Below are 14,458 nucleotides of genomic sequence, written 5' to 3'. Positions count from 1 at the left end.
GTCAAACTCACCAAAGAATATGGCTTTCCATGTATATCAATGTGTTATGTTTTGATGTAAAGAAAATGTTACACCTGGATTTTGATTGGAAAGTGTCTAGGGGATTGGAAGGAGAAAAGAGTGTGGATAGGCTTAATGTAAAGAAATTGTTAACGGAGATGTGCAATGACTCAGTATCATTCAAAACCCGTCAATCAGGATGGAAGGGTAGAATGGAGCCGCGAAGAGGATGCCATTTGGTGCGACTTAGTGACAAGACAAATGAGCGTGATTCAAGATCGTGCATGCAGCGCTTATCTGCATGGACTCAAGCTACTTGATTTACCTCAGGACCGCGTGCCGCAACTGCCCGAAATCAATCGTGTTTTGATGGAAACAACTGGATGGCAAGTGGAGCCAGTACCTGCGTTGATCGACTTTGATCGTTTTTTCAATTTGCTGAGCAACAAACGCTTCCCAGTAGCGACATTTTTGAGAACCCGCGACGAGTTTGATTACCTGCAAGAACCGGACTTCTTCCATGAGATTTTTGGTCATTGCGCCATGCTCACCAACCCTGATTTTGCCGCCTTTACCGAGCACTACGGACAGCTTGGACAAGCCGCGACACCGAAGCAGCGAGCGTATCTTGCACGTCTGTATTGGTTTACAGTCGAGTTCGGTTTGGTCAGAGAAAGCAATCAAACTAAGATCTATGGTGGCGGTATCCTTTCATCTCCGGGAGAAACCATCTATTCATTGGAAAGTGACATCGCGATTCGAGACGAATTCGATCTGCAAACTGTGTTAAGAACGCCTTATCGTATCGATATCATGCAACCGAAATATTACGTGATTGAAGATTTGTCCCAGCTTTTCCAAATCAGCCAACTGAATTTATTGAAACAAACCGATCTAGCGATTGAAGCCGGATTGCTTCCACCACTTTTTGAACCAAAGGAACCTGCTCATGTTGAATGAACAAAAATGCGAAGCTTGTAGTATCGATGCCATTGCACTTAGTAAAGAGGAACAACAGTCTTTGCTGCTGCAATTGTCTGATTGGCAGATCATTGAGAGAGATGAGATTCCTCAACTTGAAAAGGCCTATAAGTTTAAGAACTTCAAACAAGCGTGGGCGTTTAGCAACAAGATTGCTGAGCTTGCAGAAGATGAATTCCATCACCCATCTATTTTGCTAGAGTGGGGCAAAGTGACCATCACTTGGTGGAGCCATTCTATTAAAGGTCTGCATAAGAACGACTTTATCTGCGCTTCGAAGTGTGATGCATTAGCTATTGAAGAATAGAGATTCAAGATTTCGTCGAATTAAACTCAACAAAAAGCGCCCGGAATTAAGCTCGGGCGCTTTTCTTTTAAATATCTCCCCAGTAACAGGTGCTACCGACGCTTTACATTGGGCTGCAAACGAAGAGAGAGAATCGTCAGGTTGAGATGAACATGCGACGGCAAGTGAAGATAATGCTAATACGCCTATTGCCTTTAATGGGGTGGTCATGATATTTCCTTATTTAGCGGATACAATGTCGCTCAATGCATCTAAATTAGATATCTATTCATTCACTGCAACAGTGAGGAATAGTGCATTGATTTAAATAAGGCTCTGAATATATGTATGATTTATGACCCTTGTATTGGCTTTTGATGAAACAAATGTGTCAGCTTTTATCCAAGGTCATTTGGAAAGTAAAGGCACTAGGAAGTAGGAATAATGGAACTAAAACAATTTTTGGATGCGCTAGCTGCATCACCTGAGACAGTAGAATTTGAAACGACAATGGCAGTGATTGAGGCGAACTACGAGTTTACGCCAGCGGCTTTTGTGAATGGTGAAGCACAGAACAATGCCGGTGAGAATAACGGTTCGTGCAAGATCTTCGCTTTTGGTCAACTGAATAACCTAAGCAAAGAGGCAACGTTGGCGTGTTTTGGTCGCTTTTACCGTCAAGATGTATTGGAACATCCAGAGAACAACGACCATCAAAACATTCGTAACTTTATCGTGACAGGCTGGGATGGCGTGAAGTTTGAATCTCAAGCATTAGTGCAGAAATAGTTCGCAGAACTTACCTTCATTTCAATGATAGCCAGTCCGTTATGTCCTAGTTCGATAGGTTAGGCGACTGGCTTTTTCTCCAAACATTTACGACACAAACAAAGCTGTCCTGCTTCTGGCTTGGGTAGGTCTCTAGTCTCAATATCAAAGCACCAGCATGTCTCTTTCCCCGTAGCAATATCGCAGTGCGCGTTCGTGCCACACTCAGGGCATGAATGGGTTGAATCATTTCCAACCAATTGCTCGATGATGGCGTCTCTTTGTGCATCGGACTTATCTTTCCACTGCACGATTTCTTCCATGGTTCGGTGACAGCCAGAACAGATTCCTCCGTTGTTTTTACAGGCTGCGCGGCAGGGTGACTTCATTATTTTTCTCGTTATGCTTTCCAGTAAGCGGCGTACTTTAACATGAAATTGTGCTGCGGGAAGCTCAATCCGTGATTCAACAAAACATCCATTAAGTGAATAAATACTAGCCAAATTTATATGGAATGATAAACTGTATATTCAAAGTTTGAGGAGTTGGTATGTTTAAGTTATTGGTTGAGCGCTTGTTTAAGGCAACGGTAGTTGTATCTTTAGGTTTCATCTTGAGTGGATGTGCTGGTGGCCCTGTCGTTAATGCAACTAAATTTACAAGCTATGAAGACTTTCGCCCAGGACCTGAGGGCGGTGTGGATTTAGTATGGGCAAGAGTAGGCTTGCGTGATGCGGCTCGTCTAAAAGAAAAAATGGATAAATACGATAGTGTGGTTATCGACCGAGTCATGGTGGTGGTTCAAGAATCAGAGCTAGATGACGAAGACATCAATGAGTTGACAACCTACATGGTAGATAAGTTAAAAGAGCGCATATCGCCGGTTAAAAAAATCGTTGATCAACCGGGAGAGAAAACTCTTCGCCTGAGTATTGCGATCAGCAATGTGGAAACGCCAAACCCTGTTCTTGCTGTTACCTCTAGCATTCTTCCAGTTGGTTTAGGGATTTCTACCATTTCAAAAATCGCGACAGGTGAGCACACCAATGTAGGTTCCGCGACAGTGGAGTTACTCGTGAGCGATTCAGAGAGTGATATGCCGTTGTTTGCTGCGATTGACCGCCAAGCAGGCAATAAAGACTTTTCAACCATGATTGATTCTTTAGATGATGCTAAGGATGCGATTAACTGGTGGGTCGACCGCTTGGGTGTTACTCTTAGCCAAGATTTATCCCAACAGACACCGTAGTTTATGTTAGAAAAAGAAAACCTTATCAAACTCGCTCGAATGCAAATGCCGTTTGGCAAATACGCAGGACGTGTACTTATTGATCTCCCAGAAGAATACTTACTCTGGTTCGATAAAAAAGGTTTTCCAGAAGGGGAGCTAGGCGATTTGTTGAAACTCTGTCTCGCACTAAAAATTGAAGGCTTAGATACAGTTGTTAAGCCTTTAAAGCGCATGTAACCTGTCACAGAAACTCCCCATTTTTAATTAAAAGATCTACGATGAATTTTGATATCAATGCACTGAAACATCACCAACTGGTTGAAGATGGTCAATTAGAGGGGTGTTACCTACATCAGCCTGCCCAGGGTAGTCAGCAAGATGACAAAGCTGTATTGGCAGAACGCCAAGCGCTTGAAAAAATGGGGTACAAAGTGATTCAGGTTCAAGCCAAAGGCAGGACAACAACGTTTGCTGAGGCGATGCAAAAGTTTGCTAAGAAGACGGGTCACCAGCCTCAGTAGCAAGTGAATGGGGCTAGGTTTTTTAAGTCAGGTAGTTAGCTCCATTTTGGCTGACAGTGAGTTTAGGCAATAAAGGTTTCCCCTATGGGATATAGGACGGTTGTTACAACTCTGTTTTCCCCTCAAATATTTAGGGTCTGTATTCGGTTGTTAAATTGTTTAACTACGAGCTGATGTCCCCAATGTTAGAGACAGTAACCATCGCCCTCCTGATCTATTAGAGAGGCGAAGAAAGCCAGTTCATTCGCTGGCAGAGTGAAATTCGATGGTGGAAATTTGCAATATAAGTTTGCCTTGTTATCTACATCGGGTAATGGGCGTATTGTGCGGATCTGTAATTTAATTTCTCGTCGTTAAGCGAGGATATTTATGACCCCACAAGAACAAGAACTTATTCAGAAATTGGCAGATAAAATGCGTGTTAATCAAAACAACGCAAAAGATGCCGCCGCCGCTCAGTTAATTCAAGAACAGATCGCATCCCAATCCGACATTGTTTACCGCCTTACGCAAGTCGCTCTGGCTCAGGAAGTCGCACTCAAAGAGCTAAAAGAGCGTAACGAGTATTTGCAACGCAATGCGGAATTTTATAAACAAGAATCAAATAGAAGCAGCTTAAACCGCATGTTTGGTCGGGATAGCACACCTCCGCCTCCACCTCAGCCAGCATACCGTCCCAGCGCCTTTAGCGGCTTTATGCAAACAGCAGCGGGTGTTACGGCCGGTATGGTAGCAGGAAGTGCATTAAGCCATCTTTTTTTTGGTGGAGAGCATAATTCGCCAATAGTTGAAGATGTCACCAATAACACCATCATTGAACAGCCTGAAGAAGGTGCTGATTCACAGCTAAATACCTCGCAGGATGCCAATAATCAACCTGAAGATACTGCCGATAACGGTAGCGGTTTTCTGGATGGCACCAATGATTATACGCAGGAGTATACAGGCGGAGGTTGGAGCCAAAACTCAGATTTTGATGACAATTCGGATTTTCAATCATCAGGCTTTGATGATAGCAACGCGTTTAATGATGATGCATTTACGAATAATGATGCTGATAGCTTTGGTGGGGGAAGTGGCTTTTTTAGTGGCGACGATCTCGACTTTGGTGATGATGACAGCCTATTCTGAACATTCAAGGGCTAGACTGTGTCGTTCATCTATCTAAATATAGTAACTGGACGCTCTAAAAATCGCTGCTTAGTCAGCGATTTTTTGTATCTAGATTTGTCTATCTAAGACCTAAAAAAGCCCCGCTTAGCCCAAGGCTGTCAAGCGGACTCTGCGGGGCAAAAAGAACAGCTAGGAACTCTGCTCTTTGATGGTGTCTGGAAACGAATGTTTGAATCGCTTCCGATATAGATTCTAGAAATTTCCCATCTTGCTTTGTCAGCGAAATGTCACGTCTGTCTACCATGCAGACAAGCTTATTTTTTATTTTTGAACAATAGCTTAGAAAGCAAACTGCGCTTGTAGGAATAGGCGAAATGCTCTGACAAAAGGCACAAAAAAACTCGCCATGTAAGCGAGTTTTCTATCAATTGAAGCTCTGGATTAGTGTCGACGTTGAGGCCCGTGACGAACGATGTCTTTGCCATGTTCGTAAACGTGTTGAGAAACCCAACGGCCAAGAACCAGTTGATGCTTGTCATCTAGTACTGCAACAAATGGGCGGCCATCTGTGTTGTTTGTCGCTAGTGCAACGCCTGCGACGCCTTCAAGGCCTAGCGCACCACTTTCAACTAGGTGTAGGAAAGCTTCTAGCTCTTCCAATGTTTCGATAACATGATTATCAATATTCATTGTCTTCAATCTCTTCGAATTGTAGATACTCTATTGGCGCGTACTCTACCTAAGTTGCCGTTAGAAACCAAGCAACGATTTGATTGGAATGGCCGTGGCTGTGGGGCAAAGAGGGGCGTATTTCATATTTTTCGGCAACTGAGCGTCGTGATCTTGGGGTGGTCTGTCTACGATGTAATAAAACTTGGCTTTGTGATGCTAAGTTGTTGTAAATTCGAGTACCAAACTCTGAGTTTTACCATTAAAGGGAACAGCCCAATGAAGAAAGTGCTAATTACAGGTTTTGAGCCATTTGGTGGTGAATTTATTAACCCCGCTTTAGAAGCGGTAAAGCGGTTGGAAGGGCAGAAACTTAACGGTGGACAAGTGGTAGTTTGCCAAGTGCCCGTTACGCGCTATGAGTCTGTGGATACTGTGATTAGTGCCATTGAGCAATACCAACCAGATATTGTGATTACTGTCGGACAGGCTGCGGGACGTGCTGCTATTACACCTGAACGGGTGGCAATAAATGTTGATGATTTTCGCATTGCAGATAACGGTGGTTATCAGCCGATCGATCAACCAGTGGTTGCTGATGGTCCGGATGCGTACTTTACGACGCTGCCGATTAAAGCGATGACGAGTGCTCTTCAACAAGCCAATATCCCTTGCCAAGTTTCGAATACGGCAGGGACATTTGTCTGTAATCACCTCTTTTATGGGGTTCAACATTACTTACATGACAAATCCATTCGTCATGGGTTTGTTCATATTCCACTTTTACCAGAGCAGGATGTGTCCGGAAATCAGCCTACTATGTCATTAGATGTTATTGTCGAAGGGCTCAAGTTGTTGGCTCAAGCAGCAATTGATAACGAAACTGATATTGTGGTTACAGCAGGACAGATCTGTTGATGTTCATCGAAAATTGAACAATTTTAGATACAGCGAGCTTTGCGGTTACTGGCTGAAGCTCGGTGTTTTGTATCTGTTAACTCGCTCAAATTTTGTTCTTTATGAAAGGAGTAGCATTGAGTAGTCAAATAAAGGAGTTGGAACTCTCTTTTTGTTTGATGTCTCGTTCAATAAAAAAGGCGAACTATCATGAAAAGCAATAAAAGTAAGATCATTGCGCTTTCCTCTGCGGTTGTTTTCGCTTTGGCTATTGCTGCCCTAAAATTCGAAAACACCCTTGGACTGCTTCCTATCCTTGTCGCAATTGTTGCGTTTTTTACCTGTGTCATACATACCAGCATGCACCTTTCTGGGGTGGGAGACGCAGATGCGTTTGGCTACTATGAACGCTCGCACCAAACAAAGGCGAAAGCATTGCATAAAGGCTTAGATACCCGCGATAAAAAGCGTTGAAGCAAGTCACATTCTCCGTATACTTTGGCAAAGCATTTAAAGCACAAGCTTGTCGGAGAAAAGCATGTCAAATCGAGTACCTACCAACATACTGACGGGATTTCTTGGCGTCGGTAAAACCACGACTATCCTGAACTTACTGAAAAACAAACCAGCAAATGAAAACTGGGCGGTATTAGTCAATGAGTTTGGTGAGATCGGTATCGATGGTGCGATGATGACCGACCAAGGTGCAATGATCAAAGAAGTTCCTGGTGGCTGTATGTGCTGCACGGCTGGCGTGCCTATGTCAGTCGGCATTACTGCGTTATTACGCCAAAAGCCAGACCGCCTGCTAATCGAGCCAACTGGCTTAGGGCATCCAAAGCAAGTAATTGCGACGCTGACGTCTGAACAATACCTACCGTATGTCGATCTAAAAGCGACGATTGCATTGGTGGACCCTCGTAATCTAAGTGATCACAAGTACCTTTCAAACAAAAATTTTGTTGACCAGTTAGATAGCGCTGATGTCGTTATCGGCAGCAAAGTTGATTTGTGTACTAGCCACGATATCGATGTATTCAGTGATTGGGTAACAGATCAAACACCTTCCAAAGTGTTTAGTAAATTGATTCATGACGGTGATTTGCCAATTGAAGTACTAGATATTGAACGTGTACATGGCAGTGCTTCTTCTCACATTGAAGCCCATCATCATGACCACGCACACCAAGAGCCTCAGTTCCAGTTGCCGCCGGGTGAAGCTTTCATCCGTAAAGAGAATAAAGGGCAAGGCTACTTCAGCTGTGGCTGGTTGTTTGGCGCAGAATACACCTTTAACTTTGACCAACTGTTTTCTATGTTGTCTGAGCTAACCGCAGAGCGTGTAAAAGCAGTAGTAAACACTGACCAAGGTTGTTACGCATTTAACGTAGCCAATGGTGTCGTGTCTGTAAATCTGATGAGTCTAGAAGGTTTTGAATCGCGCTTAGAGGTGATTGATTCGCAACTGATGCCATGGGATCAGTTGGAAGCGGTTCTTCTAAAACTCTGTGGGATTGCTGAATAATACGTCAGTGGTAGCGGCTTGGTAAAAAAGTGAGATAAATCACCTGAATTCGGGTATAGTGCACCGCTAAAATTTTTAAAGCTACTTAGTGATTTGTTTAAGGAATACGCTCAATGTCATTTTCATCTCAAGGTTTTGCGCCAGAAGTGGTAAAAGCACTGGCAGAATGCGGTTATGAGAAGTTAACGCCAATTCAACAGAAGGCGATTCCAATGGCTCGTAAAGGCCATGATATTTTTGCCACTGCACAGACGGGTACGGGCAAAACTGCCGCGTTTTCGCTACCTATGATTCAACAGTTGTTGGATTCTGGTCGCAGCGCGTCTCGCAAAACTGCGCGTGCGCTTATCATGGCACCAACTCGCGAATTAGCAGAACAAATTGCGGACAATATCAAGGCATACACTAAGTACACAGATTTATCGGTAGCGGCGATCTTTGGTGGACGCAAAATGTCTTCTCAGATAACGGCATTAGAGGCTGGTGTCGATATCTTAGTGGCGACACCTGGTCGTCTTGAAGAACACATTGAGCAAGGTAACGTGTCGGTAGCAAACCTTGAGTTCTTAGTATTTGATGAAGCTGACCGTATTCTAGATATGGGTTTCATTCACGCGGTACGTAAGATCATGCTAGATGTAGATACTGACCCGCAGATCATGATGTTTTCAGCGACTACGTCTAGTCAGCTAAACATACTGGCGAAAGACATTCTTCGTAAACCAAAGCGTATCGAAGTAGAGCGTGCCAATACAACAGCACAAACTGTTGCTCACGTACTTTACCCAGTGGATCAAGAGCGCAAGACAGAACTGCTTTCTGAGTTGATTGGTCGTAAGAACTGGAAACAAGTATTGGTGTTTGTGAACTACAAAGAAACGGCAAACGATGTAGTTAAAGAGCTTAAGCTAGATGGTATTAAAGCGGTAGTTTGTCATGGCGACCGTGCGCAAAGTGCTCGTCGTCGTGCATTGGAAGAGTTCAAAACAGGTAAAGCGCGTGTAATGGTGGCGACAGATGTTGCAGCGCGTGGCCTAGATATTGAAGATCTGCCACACGTAGTTAACTACGACATGCCATTCTTAGCGGAAGACTACGTACACCGCATTGGTCGTACTGGCCGTGCCGGCAAGCAAGGTCACGCTGTATCTTTCGTGAATCGCGAAGAAGAGCTTACCGTTGTACAGGTTGAAAGCTTAATTCAACAGCACATTCGTCGTATCGAACTTGCTGGCTATGAACCGAAGCAGCGTGAGTCTTACATCGAGAAGCTAAACTCTAAGCCAGCGTTCAAGAACCGCCAAGGCCGTCGCAACAACCCGAACCAATCGGCAACAGACCAAGGTTCTGCAGAGCGTCGATTAGCCATGGTTAAACGCTTAAAAGCGCGTCGTTCTTCTAACTAATTGAACAAAATTAAAAACGCCCCTCACGTGAGGGGCGTTTTTATAACAATTGGCAAAAGAATACTAGTTACCGCCAATTAAGTTTGGCTCGCCACGATAGATCACTCGATCATTGCCTCGATTTATACCAAAAGTAACGATTACCGGAGGATCTTCCTCTCCAGTTGTGGAGCTGTCCCAGTTGTAGCGAAGCCAAGGAATACTGTTAGCTCCATCGGCAAGATCAAGATAGAACTTCACTTGCTCGCGAGCAGGCACAGTTTGTGAGGCGAAAACTTGTAGTGTCCGTCCAACAACTAAGTTGCCATCTCCTGATAAGGAGGCTGTGGAAATTGTCCCACTAGGCCACAACGTGTTTGAGCGACTATGTGTGCTATTAAAGCCCGTCTGGCTATCACTGAAGTTGGTGGTGAAGCGACCATTTTCCCAATATTCTACGTCTAAAGGTACTTTGATCTGTTGACCTTGAGGACCTCCAACATCTCTAAATTTTAAACGACCAAATCGAACGTCGGGTTGGGTAGCTAGGATATGTGAGTCATCAAAGAACTCAAAGTTATCCACTTGGTTCATATAGGTTAGGCCAATTTTACTGATAGAGGCGTGACTTCCGATGTTGAACGGCCCATCGGGGTAACTGCCGCCAATATCGTCTTTGTCCCAGCAGGCACTGTTCGAGCAGTCATATTTTGCAGCAGATGATTTAATAAGAAACGTACCAATACTTCTGCTTGATAAGTTACTCCACTGAACCTGAGTAGGGCTAGGTGGAACGAACCTATCGGTATAGCTACTTAGCTCTCCCAAGGTGAAGTTTTGCTGTTTTTCCGGTGCGAAATAGGCATAGTTTGTCACGTCAGATTTATTCGCGTTCAACGCAACGACGCTATAGCTGACACTGGTAAGTGGCTGGTTCATATACACAAAGGATTGACCGGATGGATACTCCCAGTTCTGGTCAATAACTTTGAAGTGCTTGGGGTAAAATCGACCTACGTGGCGATAACCTTGGTTAATATTGCTATCAGCGACATCAACCTTGATGGTCAAGCTGCCTACCTCATTCCAATATAACTGGTCAAATACATAACCAAGCCCTGAGTTTTGGTTATGGAGCTTGTTTAATCCCATTAGGCCTTCTAACAGAACTGTCTGACTAGCCGCATTCTGAGTTGGTGTATGTTGAGCACTTGATAGCTGAATGCTAGCGGAAGGCGAATCAGAAGCCATGAAGTTAGAGGTGACACGAATGCTATCACTGCAGTAAGACGTCGTGTTGATTGGGGCACTTAAAGAGCCACCGGGCTGCCAAACGATAGGTTTAGCAAACAGAGAAAACAACTCGCTTGCAGCGACAAAACCTGCGCCATCATTTGAGGTGCCTGCAGGTAAAATGGCGTTCTTTCCATTCGGGCAAATGGCAAAGGTCCAAGGCCTTGATTGAACGAGGAACTGGCCAGTTACTTCGCTGTAGCCATTCTCAGGACATTTGGCGAAACCAGTACAATCAAAAGTATCGCTCAACTGGATATTAAACGAGCCTGATTCATAAGTAGTTAAACGTGCGTTGGATAAGCCATTTTTAAACTCTGGCTGGTAGTCAAGTTCACCTAATGAGCCATTTGATGGCACAACGACTGAAGGGGTGACCGTTGGGCTCGCTGAATAATTTGATGCTTCAACGGCTTTGCCATCTTCTGTACAGGCAAGGATGCGTGTGTTTACAGTTTCTGCTTTTCCCGCAACCACTTGAATTTCGCCGACAGAAACGCCGGGATCGAGAGAATAAGCTTCAAACAAGAATGGTTTAAACTTAAACTGCGCAAGCTTTGACTGTGTTCGCTCAGTCACTAGTTCAGCTGTGACTGTATAACTCTTCTCAAAATCGACGTTTTCAATTTGGTCTGCTTTGACTTTAACTTGAAAGACAAGCTCACCAGATTCGTTGGATGTAAACAGCCAAGGGTTAGTTGAGTCATGTGAACCTCCGGAGAGCATTATCACGTCGAAGAAATTAGAATCACTAATCGACAGTTGAACCTGTAAGCTCTCACCAATGCCGTTGTTTTTGGTATTAATAGTAAAGGTAGGAGGCTCGTCGCCACACATTAATGCCAAATCATCTTCAGGAGAGATAGTGAGTTCAAAGTCATCCTCTTTGGGAGGAAGCATGTCACATACCGGAATATCTACTGATGTGATAGGGCAGACTGAAGCAGAATAATCACAGCTTGATTGGTCTATTCCGCAATAAAGTTGAATGTTACTTGGCTTATCTCCGTGGCTCTTAATATCGCCACAAACCTCAGTATTATTCGGTAACACTAATGGTTGGAAAGTCTCAATGGCTAACTCGGAGTCATAGAAAGCACCTTCCAAATACCCTGTAAGGCCTTCAGAACGGACTTTGCCAAATACATTAATATCTTTGATGTCTAATGAGTGAAGTGCGGAAATATTGCCGACAATATAGTGATCATCCAGGGGGGCGTTGGTGTTGATTTCAAACAGATGGCCACTTGAACTGATATTTCCGCATACATTGGTATTTGTTAGCGTCGAAGTACTTAGGGCCGTTATATTACCTATTACAGTGTTGTACTGACCGTTAACCGTAAGCGTCGATCCTTTAAGTGTAATGTCCCCTTTAACAAGGACATTTTCTAGCGTCATAGGGTGATCTGAGGTGAGGTTACCATAAATTGTTGTATGGTTATTTTGATAATCAATACCAGTACTTGTGTTGTTATTTGCCGATAATTCAACAGCATAAGAACGCAGTGAGATTGGATGTGAAGCAGAGCCAATAGTGTTACTCCCTTTCAGAACAATGCCTGAATGGGCAGTAAGTGCTACCTTTTTGTTGTGCGTCGATATAACGTTATGCCCTTGCGGTAATTCGATCTTAGACGGGCAATGGAATACGACGCTCCCATCAGGTTGAGTTATTTCTTTAAAGCTCTGACCTACACAAATTTGATTGAGCTGATCAAGGTTTGTGACATCAAAAGTCGTTGCTTGGCCGACAAAAGGGAAGAGTAGTGCCGTACCAAAAATGCTAATAAAACGCATCATTAAGTATCCTATTTCCGTGGAACTCAATGGCATCAAGCAAAGGTATAAAAGAGTCTCTCCTTATGTTACTTGGGGTGAACTCTATAAAAATATGTGTGTCATTATTTTTTGGTACGTTGTACCAAGTTATTATGTGTTGAATTACAACTTAAGTGTGATGTTAGTTCAAGACCAAGTAATGATGTCAGTCGCATATAAGCGCTAAATATTGTTAGAAAGTATGAATTTGTCTGATATATGGAGCTAGAGCATAGTCTAGCTCCCCAAAATACTACGCTGCATGGTCAATCAGAGGAGCCATTTGATAGAGTTCTTCTAAAATAGCTTTGGTTTGTTTTGAGTATACAAGCCTATCTTTATCACCGACCAACTGAATTGCGCGCACTTTTCCACTGACTAAGCTGTGTCTTATGGTGCGCAATGCCATCTGGAGATCAAGACATGTTCCTTCTAGGCCATTTTTAGGAATGAGAGAGCTTAAATCAACGCTCAATACAACTTGATCACAATGGTCAAGGTAGTTAGATACTTGCTGTTTTAAGTGGTTGCGATGTCTAAACACGAACTCTCGATCTGTGACCCAATCGCATCCTTGATCTTCAGCGTATTCCCACATTGTGGCAGACGGTCCTGTTTCACTCACACCAGCGAAAAAAAGTCGGACGTTATTGTATCGAGTAAGAGCAAAATGAAATGCTGATCCAAGCCTTGGTTCAAGTGTTTGTTTGAGGTTCATCCTTTGGCCGATACTGATGATGCCTATTTCATCTCGTTCATGAACTACGACAGGGAGGATGGAGAGCATTACTTCGGAGCAGTTAGTCAAAATCACAGGAATTGAGTGACGCGACAATGACAAACTCAATGCTTCTTGAAAATCACCACTATCAATTTGTGGGTGATCAAAGTGACCAAGATTAACGGCAGAACCTTGGTCATGTTGTTGGTAAAGCCAGTCACTGGCGTTGTCCAAGCTTTGATTGGCTAGATCATACGTTGCAGCAGTCATGGGGGTTAAATGCTCACACACCGTCATAAAAGAGAAAGGGTGGTGGTGAACAGGTTTTGGCGCTCTATGAAATGCGTAACGTTTGAAAAAGCTTAACATGGTGAATTACCTTTCTGGCGGCAACGCCCTCGCTGCCTGCAACACATGTAAAATGATACGCTGCTTATCCTTTTCGACTCGGTGTGCTGGGGCCATGACAGATACAGCGCCAATTAACTTGCTGCCTTTCATCACTGGAGCACTAATACCAGATACACCTGGGTCTATCTCGGAGGTACTAACGGCGTAGCCATTTTTCCTAATCGTGCTGAGCTCTTGCTCCCATTCATCCATACGATGATCTTCACCAAAATGGCGAAGGATTTTTTCGCACCGAGGTTGGGGCATGTAAGCCAGCATCACTTTAGATGAGGCGCCCCGCAGCAATGGTTGACTTTGACCCTGGACGTAACTGCAACGAAGCGCCTGCATACTTTCTTTCTGTCGGACACAAAGCGCGCGATAACCAGAAGGCACCATGTAAGCTGCCATTTCTCCCGTCTGTTGGACGAGACGAGACAGGATGCTTTCTACCATGTCTAAGCCATGTTGCGCAGTTTCGTAGCTATGCATTAAAAGCAGTGCAGCGGGGCCGACTACAAAGGTCTTGTCATGGACGCTTTCTTCGATCAGGTTCCACTCTTTTAGCAACTTCAAATGGCGATATAAGCTACTTAAAGGCACATTCATTTGTTCGCTAAGCGTTTTTGCAGAAACCGGGAATGGGCTAACAGCAACTTGCATCAATAATTGAAGGGCTTTTTCGTTTACCTGATTAGCGTTGGCTTTGTTTGTCGTCATAAGTGCGTTGTAACGTGATAAAAGGGATGTCTCAACTATAATTCTTAACTACCGAGAAAAGGAAAATATTTATAAACCAATATTCTCACTCAGTGAGAAAAAGCCAATCATCGCGCTATTAATGATAAGGCGTGCTT

16 protein-coding genes are annotated in these 14,458 nt (G+C 43.9%); 11 read left to right on the top strand and 5 right to left on the bottom strand.

The features are described from left to right. The first annotated feature begins 165 nt into the window (after nucleotides 1–165). From phhA to ACTS60_RS07035, 3 genes are all read left to right on the top strand, one after another. Nucleotides 166–960 (top strand): phenylalanine 4-monooxygenase, encoded by a 795-nt coding sequence (gene phhA, locus ACTS60_RS07045; RefSeq protein ID WP_440887664.1) that lies wholly within the window; start codon nucleotides 166–168, stop codon nucleotides 958–960. Continuing rightward, nucleotides 950–1,288: a 4a-hydroxytetrahydrobiopterin dehydratase gene (locus tag ACTS60_RS07040; RefSeq protein ID WP_440887663.1), complete on the top strand. Its 339-nt coding sequence runs from the start codon at nucleotides 950–952 to the stop codon at nucleotides 1,286–1,288. The genes phhA and ACTS60_RS07040 overlap by 11 nt, the downstream gene beginning before the upstream one ends. 423 nt (nucleotides 1,289–1,711) lie before the next feature. Next, a complete protein-coding gene (locus ACTS60_RS07035) occupies nucleotides 1,712–2,056 on the top strand; it encodes a HopJ type III effector protein (RefSeq protein ID WP_440887662.1) in 345 nt (114 codons plus the stop codon). A 59-nt stretch (nucleotides 2,057–2,115) separates the two neighbouring features. On the opposite strand, the gene ACTS60_RS07030 is transcribed toward ACTS60_RS07035, so the two are convergent. Further along, the gene (locus ACTS60_RS07030) at nucleotides 2,116–2,424 is read right to left on the bottom strand and encodes a cysteine-rich CWC family protein (RefSeq protein WP_440887661.1); all 309 of its coding nucleotides are present in this window, start codon (nucleotides 2,422–2,424) and stop codon (nucleotides 2,116–2,118) included. A gap of 161 nt (nucleotides 2,425–2,585) precedes the next feature. Between ACTS60_RS07030 and ACTS60_RS07025 the strand changes: the two genes are divergently transcribed. From ACTS60_RS07025 to ACTS60_RS07010, 4 genes are all read left to right on the top strand, one after another. Beyond that, nucleotides 2,586–3,284 (top strand): DUF3313 domain-containing protein, encoded by a 699-nt coding sequence (locus ACTS60_RS07025; RefSeq protein ID WP_440887660.1) that lies wholly within the window; start codon nucleotides 2,586–2,588, stop codon nucleotides 3,282–3,284. Between the two features lie 3 nt (nucleotides 3,285–3,287). Then, nucleotides 3,288–3,503, top strand: coding sequence for a DUF3820 family protein (locus ACTS60_RS07020; protein ID WP_004412148.1), 216 nt, complete (start codon nucleotides 3,288–3,290; stop codon nucleotides 3,501–3,503). Nucleotides 3,504–3,544: 41 nt separating this feature from the next. Further along, on the top strand, nucleotides 3,545–3,787 hold the full coding sequence (locus ACTS60_RS07015) for a hypothetical protein (RefSeq protein ID WP_440887659.1): 243 nt from the start codon (nucleotides 3,545–3,547) through the stop codon (nucleotides 3,785–3,787). 369 nt (nucleotides 3,788–4,156) lie between these two features. After that, nucleotides 4,157–4,918 (top strand): DUF2076 domain-containing protein, encoded by a 762-nt coding sequence (locus tag ACTS60_RS07010; protein ID WP_440887658.1) that lies wholly within the window; start codon nucleotides 4,157–4,159, stop codon nucleotides 4,916–4,918. Between the two features lie 423 nt (nucleotides 4,919–5,341). Here ACTS60_RS07010 and ACTS60_RS07005 read toward each other — a convergent pair whose 3' ends face one another. Further along, nucleotides 5,342–5,590, bottom strand: a complete 249-nt coding sequence (locus tag ACTS60_RS07005) for a hypothetical protein (RefSeq protein ID WP_010451403.1) — start codon at nucleotides 5,588–5,590, stop codon at nucleotides 5,342–5,344. Nucleotides 5,591–5,848: 258 nt separating this feature from the next. Here ACTS60_RS07005 and pcp point away from each other — a divergent pair, with 258 nt between their 5' ends. The 4 genes from pcp to ACTS60_RS06985 all read left to right on the top strand — a co-directional run bounded on the left by pcp (nucleotide 5,849) and on the right by ACTS60_RS06985 (nucleotide 9,397). After that, nucleotides 5,849–6,487 carry a pyroglutamyl-peptidase I gene (pcp, locus tag ACTS60_RS07000; RefSeq protein ID WP_440887657.1) on the top strand — a complete coding sequence of 213 codons (639 nt, stop codon included), beginning with the start codon at nucleotides 5,849–5,851 and terminating at the stop codon, nucleotides 6,485–6,487. 189 nt (nucleotides 6,488–6,676) lie between these two features. Further along, nucleotides 6,677–6,940, top strand: a complete 264-nt coding sequence (locus ACTS60_RS06995; protein ID WP_440887656.1) for a hypothetical protein — start codon at nucleotides 6,677–6,679, stop codon at nucleotides 6,938–6,940. A 64-nt stretch (nucleotides 6,941–7,004) separates the two neighbouring features. Further along, nucleotides 7,005–7,991, top strand: a complete 987-nt coding sequence (locus ACTS60_RS06990) for a CobW family GTP-binding protein (protein ID WP_440887655.1) — start codon at nucleotides 7,005–7,007, stop codon at nucleotides 7,989–7,991. 113 nt (nucleotides 7,992–8,104) lie between these two features. Further along, nucleotides 8,105–9,397: a DEAD/DEAH box helicase gene (locus tag ACTS60_RS06985; RefSeq protein ID WP_440887654.1), complete on the top strand. Its 1,293-nt coding sequence runs from the start codon at nucleotides 8,105–8,107 to the stop codon at nucleotides 9,395–9,397. Between the two features lie 63 nt (nucleotides 9,398–9,460). On the opposite strand, the gene ACTS60_RS06980 is transcribed toward ACTS60_RS06985, so the two are convergent. From ACTS60_RS06980 to ACTS60_RS06970, 3 genes are all read right to left on the bottom strand, one after another. Further along, the gene (locus ACTS60_RS06980) at nucleotides 9,461–12,472 is read right to left on the bottom strand and encodes a DUF6701 domain-containing protein (protein WP_440887653.1); all 3,012 of its coding nucleotides are present in this window, start codon (nucleotides 12,470–12,472) and stop codon (nucleotides 9,461–9,463) included. 271 nt (nucleotides 12,473–12,743) lie between these two features. Further along, the gene (locus ACTS60_RS06975) at nucleotides 12,744–13,580 is read right to left on the bottom strand and encodes an arginase (protein WP_440887652.1); all 837 of its coding nucleotides are present in this window, start codon (nucleotides 13,578–13,580) and stop codon (nucleotides 12,744–12,746) included. Between the two features lie 6 nt (nucleotides 13,581–13,586). Then, entirely contained in the window at nucleotides 13,587–14,321 is a 735-nt protein-coding gene (locus ACTS60_RS06970) for an IclR family transcriptional regulator (RefSeq protein ID WP_440887651.1), read from the bottom strand. Nucleotides 14,322–14,458 lie beyond the last annotated feature (137 nt).

This window comes from Vibrio sp. WZ-1, assembly GCF_052037695.1.
Classification (GTDB): domain Bacteria; phylum Pseudomonadota; class Gammaproteobacteria; order Enterobacterales; family Vibrionaceae; genus Vibrio.
Note: the sequence above shows the minus strand (reverse complement) of the source record. Positions and strands in the feature narration are given on the sequence as shown.